Source organism: Streptomyces sp. NPDC050161 (genome assembly GCF_044460025.1).
GTDB lineage: Bacteria > Actinomycetota > Actinomycetes > Streptomycetales > Streptomycetaceae > Streptomyces.
Window position 1 is genome coordinate 485093 of sequence record NZ_JBITJM010000005.1, and the last position, 11971, is coordinate 497063.

General features: G+C 70.0%; 12 protein-coding genes and 1 pseudogene. 7 read left to right on the forward strand and 6 right to left on the reverse strand.

Annotation, left to right across the window (positions count from 1 at the left end; all coding sequences use genetic code 11):
- Position 1: 1 nt before the first annotated feature.
- From ACIBK8_RS12280 to hemL, 4 genes are all read right to left on the reverse strand, one after another.
- The gene (locus ACIBK8_RS12280) at positions 2 to 616 is read right to left on the reverse strand and encodes a TlpA family protein disulfide reductase (RefSeq protein WP_399041629.1); all 615 of its coding nucleotides are present in this window, start codon (positions 614 to 616) and stop codon (positions 2 to 4) included.
- Between the two features lie 120 nt (positions 617 to 736).
- Positions 737 to 1924 (reverse strand): hypothetical protein, encoded by a 1188-nt coding sequence (locus ACIBK8_RS12285; protein WP_399041630.1) that lies wholly within the window; start codon positions 1922 to 1924, stop codon positions 737 to 739.
- Between the two features lie 208 nt (positions 1925 to 2132).
- Complete coding sequence (locus ACIBK8_RS12290; protein WP_393683797.1) at positions 2133 to 2813, reverse strand: histidine phosphatase family protein; 681 nt, start codon at positions 2811 to 2813, stop codon at positions 2133 to 2135.
- Between the two features lie 93 nt (positions 2814 to 2906).
- Positions 2907 to 4214 (reverse strand): glutamate-1-semialdehyde 2,1-aminomutase, encoded by a 1308-nt coding sequence (gene hemL / locus ACIBK8_RS12295; protein WP_393683798.1) that lies wholly within the window; start codon positions 4212 to 4214, stop codon positions 2907 to 2909.
- A gap of 329 nt (positions 4215 to 4543) precedes the next feature.
- On the opposite strand from hemL, the gene ACIBK8_RS12300 reads away from it, so the two are divergent.
- Positions 4544 to 5095, forward strand: a complete 552-nt coding sequence (locus ACIBK8_RS12300) for a hypothetical protein (protein ID WP_393683799.1) — start codon at positions 4544 to 4546, stop codon at positions 5093 to 5095.
- 134 nt (positions 5096 to 5229) lie between these two features.
- Here ACIBK8_RS12300 and ACIBK8_RS12305 read toward each other — a convergent pair whose 3' ends face one another.
- A complete protein-coding gene (locus ACIBK8_RS12305; protein WP_399041631.1) occupies positions 5230 to 5856 on the reverse strand; it encodes a TetR family transcriptional regulator in 627 nt (208 codons plus the stop codon).
- 126 nt (positions 5857 to 5982) lie between these two features.
- On the opposite strand from ACIBK8_RS12305, the gene ACIBK8_RS12310 reads away from it, so the two are divergent.
- The 4 genes from ACIBK8_RS12310 to ACIBK8_RS12325 all read left to right on the forward strand — a co-directional run bounded on the left by ACIBK8_RS12310 (position 5983) and on the right by ACIBK8_RS12325 (position 9405).
- Complete coding sequence (locus ACIBK8_RS12310) at positions 5983 to 7593, forward strand: FAD-dependent oxidoreductase (protein WP_399041632.1); 1611 nt, start codon at positions 5983 to 5985, stop codon at positions 7591 to 7593.
- 45 nt (positions 7594 to 7638) lie between these two features.
- Complete coding sequence (locus ACIBK8_RS12315) at positions 7639 to 7974, forward strand: YnfA family protein (RefSeq protein ID WP_399041633.1); 336 nt, start codon at positions 7639 to 7641, stop codon at positions 7972 to 7974.
- 148 nt (positions 7975 to 8122) lie between these two features.
- On the forward strand, positions 8123 to 8887 hold the full coding sequence (locus tag ACIBK8_RS12320; RefSeq protein WP_399041635.1) for an SDR family oxidoreductase: 765 nt from the start codon (positions 8123 to 8125) through the stop codon (positions 8885 to 8887).
- 116 nt (positions 8888 to 9003) lie between these two features.
- Positions 9004 to 9405 carry a peptidoglycan-binding protein gene (locus ACIBK8_RS12325; RefSeq protein WP_399041636.1) on the forward strand — a complete coding sequence of 134 codons (402 nt, stop codon included), beginning with the start codon at positions 9004 to 9006 and terminating at the stop codon, positions 9403 to 9405.
- Between the two features lie 78 nt (positions 9406 to 9483).
- On the opposite strand, the pseudogene ACIBK8_RS12330 reads toward ACIBK8_RS12325, so the two are convergent.
- Positions 9484 to 9876, reverse strand: a pseudogene (locus ACIBK8_RS12330) (RtcB family protein); the annotation flags it as partial.
- A gap of 71 nt (positions 9877 to 9947) precedes the next feature.
- Between ACIBK8_RS12330 and ACIBK8_RS12335 the strand changes: the two are divergent.
- Positions 9948 to 10550 carry a recombinase family protein gene (locus ACIBK8_RS12335; protein WP_399041638.1) on the forward strand — a complete coding sequence of 201 codons (603 nt, stop codon included), beginning with the start codon at positions 9948 to 9950 and terminating at the stop codon, positions 10548 to 10550.
- Between the two features lie 49 nt (positions 10551 to 10599).
- Positions 10600 to 11451, forward strand: coding sequence for a recombinase family protein (locus ACIBK8_RS12340; protein ID WP_399041680.1), 852 nt, complete (start codon positions 10600 to 10602; stop codon positions 11449 to 11451).
- Positions 11452 to 11971: the final 520 nt, after the last annotated feature.

Below are 11971 nucleotides of genomic sequence, written 5' to 3' on the forward strand. Positions count from 1 at the left end.
ATCACTTCTCGGCGATCAGCGGCTTGATCATCTTGCGCAGGTCGTCCTCGGTGATCGGGCCGATGGACCGCGCCGCGATCCTGCCGTGCCGGTCGATGGCGATCGTGGAGGGGATCGACTGCGGATTGAGGCTGCCCTTGGGGAAGCGCAGCATCAGCTTCCCTGACGGGTCGTACAGGCTCGGATACGGCACCTTGTGCTGTTCCTCGAAGCTGGTGGCCTGTGACTTCTCGGAATCCCTGGTGTTGATCCCGACGAACTGGACGCCCTTGTCCTTGGTGTCACCGGCGACCTTCGCGAAATTCGGCGCCTCGGCGATGCACGGGCCGCACCACGATCCCCAGACATTGAGGACGACGACCTTGCCGCGGTAATCCGCGACGTCGAGCTGCTTTCCTCTGGTGGTCTCACCGGAGAGGTCGGGCGCTTTCTGCCGGTCGGCCACGGCGACCGTGGCGATACCGTTCTTGCCCTGGACGAACCGGGTCTGCGCCGAACCGCCCGACGTGCCGTCCCCGCAGGCGCTCAGCGTCAGCGAGGCGAGCGCGGCCCCTGCGGCGAGCAGGGTGAGGCGACGGCGGCCGGTGAGGCGGCGTGGGGCGCGGCAGGCACTCATGTGAAAAGTTTCGCATGGGCGGATTCCGGATCTTCCGCACCCCCCTCGCCCCGGCAGGTTCCCCGCAAAGCGCCATGTCACAGCGGTGCGCGACCGGCTGCCCGGCCGCGCACCACCGCCTCAGGCCGCCGCGAGGTACGACTTCCAGCCGCCGGCCGGCTGCTGGCCGACGCTCAGCCCCTGGAGCTTGGCGAGCACCTGCGGGTCCTGCACGTCGAGCCAGTCGGTGAACTGCCGGAAGGACACCAGCCTGACGTCCTCGTGCTGTTCGTTGGCGATGTGCTTGAGCGCTTCCTCGACGGCGTCCATGTAAATGCCGCCGTTCCATTCCTCGAAGTGGTTGCCGATGAAGAACGGCGCGCGATTGGTCTCGTAGGCCCGCTGGAATCCGGAGATGTACGAGTCGGTGGCCTGCCGGCGCCAGCCCGGGTAATTCACGGACGGCGCCCGGGTGGAGTTCTTGGACTGGTTGGCGAGGATGTTGTAGTCCATCGACAGCACCTCGAACGAGTGGCCGGGGAAGGGAATCTGCTGGAGCGGATAGTCCCAGACACCCATCTTTTTCCTGGGCCACATCTGGAGCCCGCCGGGCGAACTCGCGTCGTAGCGCCAGCCGAGCTTCTTCGCGGTGGGCAGCAGGTTCTCCTGGCCGAGCAGGCAGGGCGTACGGCCGCCGACCAGTTCCTTGCGGTAGTCGAAGGGCAGCGGGTCCATGTCCTGGAAGCCGGTGTGCGTACGCCACTTGGTGACGAAGTCCATCGCCTGGTCGATCTCGGACTGCCACTGGTCGGGCGTCCAGCCCTTGACCGAGCCCGACCCGGTGCAGAAGTGCCCGTTGAAGTGGGTGCCGACCTCATGGCCGTCGAGCCACGCCTGACGGACGTTCTTCAGCGTCACCTTGATGTGCTCGTCGGTGAGGTAGCCGATGTCGGAGGCGCCGGGGCGGTTGTTCGGCGGGAGGTAGAGGTCCTTCTTCGACTCGGGCAGCAGGTAGAGGCCGGAGAGGAAGAAGGTCATGGCCGCGCCGTGATCCTTGGCGAGCTGGAGGAAGCGCGGGAAGAGGCCGTTGCCGACCTCTCCCGCGCCGTCCCACGAGAAGATCACGAACTGCGGCGGGGTCTGTCCCGGTTCCAGCCGCTCGGGCGCCTTCGGCTGGTTGGGCTGCGGCCCGGTGTCGGCGGTGGAGCCGTCGCCGATGAGTTTCGGCCTGGCCTGCACCGCGTTCTTGGACCGCTGCTTGTCCGACTGCGTGTCCGTACCGGTGGCACAGCCGGCGACGCCCAACGCCGCGGCTGCCCCAACTCCCATACCCAGCAGGTTCCGCCGACTGATTGCGCGCATAGCGTCGTCCCCATCCGTGCTCGCTGATCTCAATATCCATATAAACGGACAATGGGATAGATGGCCGGATGGACACGTAGGTTCCGGGCTATTCAGTTAGATCTCGCATTTTTGCTTGCTATTGACGCACAGGTACTTGACAGGACGTCAGCCCCGGCGCCTCAACGCCCGCCGCTCAGGCGCCGAACGCCTTCGCCTTCCCCTTGACCGGCTTGGCACCGGCCAGCAGATGCGCGGGCACCAGGTCACGCGCCGGCTCGGTGTAGCCCACCGAAACGATCTTGTCGCCGTGGAAGGTGAACGACGTCAGCGAGGCCAGCGTGCACTGCCGCTTGCGCGGGTCGTGCCACAGCCGCCGCCGCTCCGCGAAGCTGCGCACGATCCAGATCGGCAGCTGATGGCTGACCGCCACCGCCTCGTGCCCGCGCGCCGCGTCCCGCGCCGCACCGAGCGCCGCCATCATCCGCACGACCTGCTCGATGTACGGCTCGCCCCAGGACGGCCGGAACGGATTCGTCAGGTACTTCCAGTTGCCCGGCTTCTTCAGCGCGCCGTCCCCGACCCCGAACGTCTTCCCCTCGAAGACGTTCGCGGCCTCGATCAGCCGCTCGTCGGTCGCCACGTCAAGACCGTGCGCCGCCGCGATCGGCGCCGCCGTCTCCTGGGCACGCTCCAGAGGAGAGGAGACGAGGTGTGTGATGTCCCGCTCCGCGAGATGCTCCGCGACCCGGTCGGCCATCTTCCGGCCCAGCTCCGAGAGGTGGTAACCGGGACGGCGCCCGTAGAGCACGCCCTCCGGGTTGTGCACCTCGCCGTGCCGCATCAGGTGCACCACGGTGATGTCTTCGCTGCTCATGTCACCCATTCATTGAGTCGTGATCCGTCAGCCGCGCGGCCGGCCGCTGCGCCCCGAAGCGCCCGGCCGGCCGCGCGGCATCCCGTACGTCGGTCAGGCCGTGGCCGCGGCGGCGGCCCGCGCGGCGGCCGGCAGCGCGGCGGCGATCCGCTCGACGGCCGCCGCGTCGTGCGCCGTCGACAGGAACCACGACTCGAAGGCGGACGGCGGGAGGTAGACACCCTGCGAGAGCATCGAGTGGAAGAAGGCGGTGAAGCGGAACGACTCCTGCGCCCTGGCCCCGTCGTAGTCCGTCACCTCGGCGTCCGTGAAGAACACCGTGAACATGTTGCCCGCGGCCTGGACGCGGTGCGCCACGCCCTCCTTCGCCAGCGCGGCGGTGACCAGCCCGCGCACCTCGGCCGAGACCGCGTCGACCTTCGCGTACGCCGCGTCGTCCAGCAGCCGCAGCTGCGCGACACCGGCGGCGGTGGCGATCGGGTTCCCGGACAGGGTGCCCGCCTGGTAGACGGGGCCGACCGGCGCGAGGTGCGCCATCACATCGGCGCGACCGCCGAACGCCGCCGCGGGGAAGCCGCCGCCCATGACCTTGCCGAAGGTCATCAGGTCCGGCGTGACCCGGTCGATGCCGTACCAGCCGGCCTTGCTGACCCGGAAGCCCGTCATGACCTCGTCGGAGATGTACAGCGCGCCGTTCTCCGCGCAGACGTCCTTGAGCCCCTGGTTGAAGCCCGGCAGCGGCGGGACGACACCCATGTTGCCCGGCGACGCCTCGGTGATCACGCACGCGATCTCGCCCGGGTGCGCGGCGAACGCGGCCCGCACCGCCTCGATGTCGTTGTACGGCAGCACGATCGTGTCGCCGGCCTGCGCGCCCGTCACACCCGGGGTGTCCGGCAGACCGAGGGTCGCCACCCCCGAACCGGCCGCGGCCAGCAGCGCGTCGACGTGGCCGTGGTAGCAGCCGGCGAACTTGACGACCTTGGCCCGGCCGGTGAAACCGCGCGCCAGCCGGATCGCCGACATCGTCGCCTCGGTGCCGGACGACACCAGCCGCACCTGCTCGACGGGCTCGATCCGGGCGACGATCTCCTCCGCCAGCTCGACCTCGCCCGAGCCCGGCGTACCGAAGGACGTACCGCGGGCGACCGCCTCCTGGACCGCCGCGATGACCTCGGGGTGGGAATGGCCGAGGATCATCGGTCCCCACGAGCACACGAGGTCGACGTACTCGCGACCGTCGGCATCAGTGAGGTACGGACCGGTACCGGACACCATGAAACGGGGCGTACCGCCCACGGCACGGAACGCCCGCACCGGAGAGTTCACGCCACCGGGCGTCACCTCGGACGCACGGTCGAACAGCGACTGCGAAACAGGGGCTTCATAGGGAAAAGACACAGCGATCCTGACCTGCATATACGGAGGGAAGGGCGGCGCGGCACTCGGACGCGGCCCGGCTGGCAACAGTGCGGGGGAATCCCTTCGCGGACACCCTCGGCGCCGCGCGGTTCCGTCTCGGTCCCTTTTCGATTCCTCTCGCTCTCGGCCGGGCGTCAGCCCCCGCGCGTCTGCAAAACTGGGGCGTCGTACGAATGGGTCACGCAACCAATGGTCTCAGAGGCGCACGGGGGCGTGCGGCCGGGCGTTTCACGCGCTGGTGACGGGGGAGGTCTCTGAGACGATGATCGGGTTTGCGCGGCTGAGGCTGCGAGTGGTCGGGTGGAGATATGCATCGCGGTGGCGAACTGGGCGAGGGAACCGATGACCGGGGTCCTGAGCGCGCCCAGCGTGGCCGCCACCGGCGCGAGGACACCAAGGGCGGGGACAACAGAGGCGGCCGTATGGGGGTGACGTACAAATACTTCGGCGCGCCGAACGGCGCCACGGCGGCCCGCGTCCCGATCTCGATGCGCCCCGAGGAACTCGGCGGCGACGAGCTGGGCATGGGCGGCATGTTCACCAAGATCAAGCCGGAGACGATGGCCGCGATGGTCCTCACCGGCATCGAGGGCATACCCCTCCACAAGGTTCCGCCGCTCGAACTGGTCGTCCTCCACCCCGATTACGCCGTGGTGAAGCTCCCCATGACGGTGGTCGACCCGCTGCGCGGGGTCGGCGAGGAATCGGTCGGCGCCGCCGCCTTCATCTGGTCCACGGTCCCCGACCGCGGCGGCCCGCGCGACGCCTACTCCGTCTACCAACTGCTCCACGAATGGCAGGACTTCAGCCACCGCCTGCACGACGCGGGGCACCAGGCGTACTGCCTGGTGTGGCCGTAGCGACGGGCCGGGACACCGGCAGGCCGAAGGCCCCGCTTCCCGCCGCGTCCCCCTCCTGCTCCTAGGCACCGTCGACACTCTCGTGACCCGGCCCGACCGGGACAGCGCGCTCGCTCCCCGGGATGCGGCGACGCTCAGGGCAGCTCGGCCGTGAGGTAGCGCTCGACCGTGGGCGCCAGCCAGGCGACGACCTCGTCGTGGCTGAGGCCGACGGCCGGCGGGAGGTGCAGGACGTAGCGGCACAGCGCCATGCCCAGCATCTGCGAGGCGATCAGCGCGGCGCGGACCGACGCCTCGTCGGACGGGCAGACGGCCGCGATCACCGGACCCATCTGGTCCCGGAAGACGCCGCGCATCCGCTCCGCGCCCGCTTCGTTCGTGACGCCGACCCGCAGCATGCCGGTCAGTGTCTCGTCGCACTCCCAGCGCTCCAGGAAGTGGCGCACGAGCCGGGTGCCCCGTTCGCCGCTCGGCACGTCCGTGAGGTCGGGTACGCGCAGGTCGATCTCGGAGGCGGCGGCGAACAGGCCCTCCTTGTTGCCGTAGTAGCGCATCACCATCGACGGGTCGATGCCCGCGTCCCTGGCGATGGCGCGGATGGTGGCCCGCTCGTAGCCGTCGGCGGCGAACCGGTCGCGCGCCGCGGCCAGGATCGCGGCGCGGGTGGCGTCGGAGCGGCGGGGGCGCGCTCCGGCGGCGACGGTGGCCGCACGGATGTCGGCCGCGTCGGCGGCGGAAGGGGGCGGTACGGAATCGGCCATGCCCACAACTGTATGCCCACACGCGTGTGCCCACACCTGTATGCCAACACCCGTTGACTTCGCGCGGCGACAATCGTACGCTTGCCAACAAGCGTTGACCAACACGTGTGGGCACTGGAGGCGGCCATGAGGGCCACGCACCGCAAGTCCGGCACCACCGACCTGAGCAACCCGGGGCACGCCTCGGGCGCCGCCCCGTCCAGCGGTCCGTCCAGCGCCCCGCCCAGCGGTCCGTCCGCCAGCCCGTCCACCGAGCCGGCCGCGGGTCCGGGCGGTGCGGGCCGGGCCGACGTCCTCGTCATCGGCGCCGGCCCGACGGGTCTGCTGCTCGCGGGCGACCTCGCCGAAGCCGGCCTCCGCGTCACGCTCCTGGAGCGCCGCGCCGAGAGCACCAGCAATCTCAGCCGCGCCCTGGTGGTGCACGCCCGCACCCTGGAGCAGCTCGACAACCGCGGCCTGGCCGACGAACTGGTCGTCGGCGGCCACCCGTTGACCCGGATGCAGATCTTCGGCAACGTCACTCTTCATCCGTCCCGGCTCCGCTCCCGCTTCCCCTTCGTCCTGGTCACCCCGCAGTTCGAGGTGGAAAGGCTGCTGGCGCGCCGGGCCACGGAGGCCGGCGCCGTCATCCGGTACGGCGCGGAACTGCTGGGGTTCGACCAGGACGCCGAGGGGGTGACGGCGCGCTTCCAGGACGCCGATGGCACCCGCAGCGAGCGGGCCGCCTACCTCGTCGGCACCGACGGCGTCCGCAGCACGGTCAGGGAAACCCTCGGCCTGCCCTTCCCCGGCCGCTCCGTCATCCGCTCCCTGATCCTCGCCGACGTACGGCTGGAGCAGGCCCCCGCGGCCCCCTTCCTCATGAACTCCACCGCCGACGCCACCGCCCTCGTCGGCGCGTTCGGCGACGGCTGGTACCGCGTCGTGGGCTGGAACCCCCGCCGCCAGGCAGCCGACACCGACCCCGTCGGCCTGGACGAGATCCGCGAGCTCACCCGTCTCGCCCTCGGCACGGACTACGGCATGCACGACGCCCGCTGGATCTCCCGCTTCCACAGCGACGAGCGGCAGGTGCCCGACTACCGCGTGGGCCGGGTCTTCCTCGCCGGTGACGCGGCGCATGTGCACTCCCCGGCCGGCGGCCAGGGGATGAACACCGGACTCCAGGACGCCGCCAACCTCAGCTGGAAGCTCGCCTCCGTACTCCAAGGCCGGGCGCCCGACGCCCTGTTGGACAGCTACCACGCCGAGCGCCATCCGGTCGGCAGGATGGTGCTGCGCAGCAGCGGCTCCCTCCTCCGGCTCGCCCTGCTGCACAACCCGGCCCGACGCGCCATCCGCACGGCCGCCGCCCAGCTCATCAGCCGCTTCCCGCCACTGTCCCGGCGCGCCCTGAGCACCGTCTCCGGCATCGGCATCGCCTACCCCGCCGGGCGCGGCGCCCACCCCCTGACCGGCCGCCGCGCCCCCGACATCCGCTTCGCCGACTCCACCCGGCTCTACGCACTCCTGCGCCACGGCCGCTTCGTCCTCATCACCCCGGCCGCCGAGACGGCGACGCAGCGGCCCAACGACCGTGTGGCGCACGCCTCCTGGGCCGGGGACCGGCGCACCGCCGTGCTCGTGCGGCCCGACGGCTACATAGCCTGGGCCGACGACACCCGCGATCCCGGCGCACGGGCGGCGGCCTTGCGCAACGCCCTTGACCGCTGGACGGGCAGCCCGACGGGAGGGTGACGGCGTCGCCGCCGGGCCCTCCGGCCACGCCCTTAGGCTGGCCGCATGCTCGTCACCCGGTCCATCGCCCTCTTCGTCCTCGCTGCGCTCTTCGAGATCGGCGGGGCGTGGCTGGTCTGGCAGGGGGTGCGCGAGCACAAGGGCTGGCTGTGGATCGGTGCCGGGGTGATCGCGCTGGGTGTCTACGGCTTCGCGGCCACGCTCCAGCCGGACGCCGCATTCGGGCGCATCCTCGCCGCGTACGGCGGGGTGTTCGTCGCCGGCTCGCTGGCCTGGGGCATGGTCGCCGACGGCTACCGCCCCGACCGGTGGGACGTCATCGGTGCCCTGATCTGCCTGGCCGGCATGGCCGTGATCATGTACGCCCCGCGGGGCCGCTGACCGCGCCTGCATATCCTGGCGCGGTATCGCGGACCGGCCGCGCACCGCGGCACCGCCGTACGGCGATGCCGCCCGCGGCGGCGTCACCGGAGCGCCGGGCAGGCCGGCCCCGCGCCCGCGCACGACCCCACCGTCCCGAGGAGAGCGCATGACCGCCGAGGCCCGTCCCGCCGACGCCCGTACCGCTGTCGTCACCGGAGCCAGCAGTGGCATCGGTGCCGCCACCGCACGGCAACTGTCCGCCGCCGGTTACCGCGTGGTGCTCACCGCCCGCCGCAAGGAACGCATCGAGGAACTGGCCGCCTCCCTGCCGCACGCCGAGGCGTACCCCCTCGACGTGACCGACCGCGCCGCCGTCGACGCGTTCGCCGCGTCCCTCGACCGCTGCGACGTACTCGTCAACAACGCGGGCGGCGCCATCGGAGCCGACCCGGTGGCCACCGGCGACCCGGCCGACTGGCGCGCGATGTACGAGGTCAACGTGCTCGGCACGCTCAACACCACCCAGGCACTGCTGCCCGCGCTCACCGCGTCGGGCGACGGCACCGTCGTCGTGCTGTCCTCCACCGCCGGCCTCGCCACGTACGAGGGCGGCGGTGGCTACGTCGCCGCCAAGCACGGGGCGCACGTCATCGCCGAGACCCTTCGCCTGGAGCTGTGCGGCCAACCCGTGCGCGTCATCGAGATCGCCCCCGGCATGGTCAGGACCGAGGAGTTCGCGACCACCCGCTTCCGCGGCGACAGCGCCAAGGCCGCGAAGGTCTACGAAGGCGTGGCCGCGCCGCTGGAGGCCGACGACGTCGCGGACACCATCGCCTGGGCCGTCACCCGTCCGTCCCACGTCAACATCGACCTGCTCGTGGTGCGCCCGCGCGCCCAGGCGTCCAACTCCAAGGTGCACCGCGAACTCTGACGGTGCACCGGGCGACGGCCGGGCCCCGGCGGGGCGGCGTGGGAGACACGACAGAAGATCAACATCGGCTGGTTTCCGGCCACATGAAAGTGCGGACACGGGGAACGGGGAGGAACGTGAGTACTTTCCGTATCCCCCTCCCCCGTTTCCGCAGGTCCGGCAGGACCGTCAAGCGTGCCGCCGTCCTGGCCGCCGCCGCGGGCGTGCTGACCACCGGCCTGTTCGCCTCTCCGGCCTTCGCCGCGATGGGCGACAACCTCGTCGACGGCCCCGCCGCCTGCGCGTTCTCCGAAGGCCGGCAGTCCCTCGCCTTCGGCGACCAGGGCGACCGCGTCTCGCAGTTGCAGTGCCTGCTGGCCAACCGCCACTACCTCGGCTGGAACCGCCTCAACGGCGCGTTCGACGCCGACACCCTGGTGGCCGTGGTCAATTTCCAGCGGAACCACGACCTGCTGCCCGACGGCTCCGTCACCCCCGAAGTCTGGAACGCCCTCTACGCCGGCTCCGCACCGGCCTGACCCGCAACCGCCTCGACCCGTAAGGGCCGGACCCCCACGGGTCCGGCCCTTACGGCCGTTCCGGACCGCCCCGGCGGCTCAGCCCTTGACGCAGACGACCTGCTTGAGCTTGGCGACGACCTCCACCAGGTCACGCTGCTGATCGATGACCTTCTCGATCGGCTTGTAGGCCCCCGGGATCTCATCGACCACACCGGAGTCCTTGCGGCACTCCACCCCCGCCGTCTGCTCCGCCAGGTCCTTCGTGGAGAAGCGCTTCTTCGCGGCGTTCCGGCTCATCTTCCGACCGGCGCCGTGCGAGGCGGAGTTGAAGGACTCGGCGTTGCCGAGGCCCTTCACGATGTACGAGCCGGTGCCCATCGACCCCGGGATGATGCCGTACTCACCACTGCCCGCCCGGATCGCCCCCTTACGGGTCACCAGCAGATCCATGCCGTCGTACCGCTCCTCCGCCACGTAGTTGTGGTGGCAGCAACACTGCTAACTTCATATGAGGTTCGAACAGATGAGCCTCGCCGTATGAAGTGGATTCGATCTTGACGTTGGCGGAACAACCGAAGAGGAAGCTCAGCGCGGCAGAGGTGGAACAGCTGGTCAGCCGCCTACGCGGGGCCCCGGACAACGCCCCGGGCCTGGAGGAGGCCAAGGCCCTCCGGGCCGACGGTTGGCGTCTGGTGGTGGCGTACTGCCGGATATCCGACGACGCCCACAAGCGCGACGGTCATGGCGTGGAGGACCAGACGCGGCACTGCGGCCGGATCGCCTCGGGCATCAGGGCCGTGGCCGTCCACCACTACATCGACAACGACAAGTCGGCCTCCAAGGCGGACGTGGTCCGAGCCGACTTCGACAACATGATTGACGCGCTGGAACGCGGCGCCACGGAGAACGGTTTCCCCGTCGACGGCGTGGTGTGCGTAGCCGACGACCGTCTGTACCGGGGCGCCTACGCCTACGAGCGGTTCGTGGACTCGTTCACCGCGCACCCCGACCGGCTCTACGCGGACGACACCGGCCGCCACGACCTCTACGGAGACGGAGCGGAGTACCGGGGGGCTTCTCGGCGTCGCGGCATCCCGCTCGGAGACGAAAAAGAAGAAGCGCCGGGCACGCCTCAACCACCTCGCCCGTGCGGAGCGCGGTGAGCCGGTATCGGGGCGCCGTCCCTTCGGCTGGAACGCGGACAAGCTCACGCTGCACCCGGAAGAGGCGAAGGTCGTCCGCCAAGGGGTCAAGGAGCTGCTGGCAGGTAAGAGCATCACCACGGTGACGCGGAATTTCGTCGCCTCCGGCGTCACCACCACGATGGGCAACAGCTGGCAGCTCCAGACCGTCAAGCAGATCCTTCGTAACCCGCGCATCTGCGGCTACCGGAAGCTGAACGGTGAGCTGGTGTCCGACTCCGAGGGCAATCCCGTTGTCGGCAAGTGGGAGCCGATCGTCACTCCCAAGGAGTGGTACGCGGTTACGACCCTGCTGGAGCAGAGGCGCAATGCGGGTGGCTGGGACGGTTCGGGCGAGGGGAAGCGGACGCCGCGCAAGTACCTGCTGACCGGGCTGGTGCGCTGCGGGAAGAAGCTGGAGGACAGGCGGACGTGCCACACCAAAATGACGGGAGCCCCCGCCCGGAAGACGCACAAGTACCGTTGCCGGTCCGTGCTGGACGGGGGCTGCGACAAGCTGAGCCGCCAGGGCCCGGCCATCGACAAGCTGATCACGCAGCTCGTACTGGCCAAGCTGGAGAAGCGGGACGCGGAGCGTCAGCCGGTCGAGGAGACATGGGCCGACGAGCCGCAGCTTGAAGCCGCACAGCGCAGGAAGAGCGCGCTGGAGGAGCAGTGGCACGCTGAGGAGATCAGCGACTCCACGTTCTTCGCTCTGCTGAAGAAGGAGGAGGCGGAGATCAAGCGGCTCAGCAACGAGCGGAAGGGGTGGGCTGCCCGGCAGGAGACCTGCGGAACGAGGTCACGGATGTTCGGGCCCAGTGGGAGGACATGGACCTCCAGCAGAAGCGGACAGTCATCTTCGACGCCTTGGAAGCCGTGATCGTCCTTCCGGGCGTGAAGGGGTCTCACAAGTTCGACCCGAGCACGATCATCCCGGTGTGGAAGGCAGAAAGCACCAGATAAGAACGGTCCCGCCCCGTCTCCAATGGCCTCCGCCGGACGGGGCGGCCCCACCGCGTACAGCCACAACTGATCATCGACGGTCGCGACCTGCGGCCTGCCACTCGATCGGCGCTCTGAACTACGGCACTCCTGTAGCCAGTTGTCAGTGCTGGTCACCAACGAGTGCCCTTCCACTGCCCCAGGGCAGCCCGGGAGGGCAATCGTGCGTGAGCACCGCGCAAGCGAGTTCAACTGACCGGCCTTGGTAGACAGAGTCGGTTGCGATGGTCCGTTCTGGCTGCTGTTTTGCCTCAGAGAGCACCTGGCGACGCCACCCACGACCGTTTCACGAAATTGCTCGAACTAGGCACTGTTTCTCGGATCATGTGCGGAGCCAGATCATGAGTGCTGCGAGGGTTAGAGTGCCGAGGTAGATGTAGGCGCGTTTCTCGTAGCGG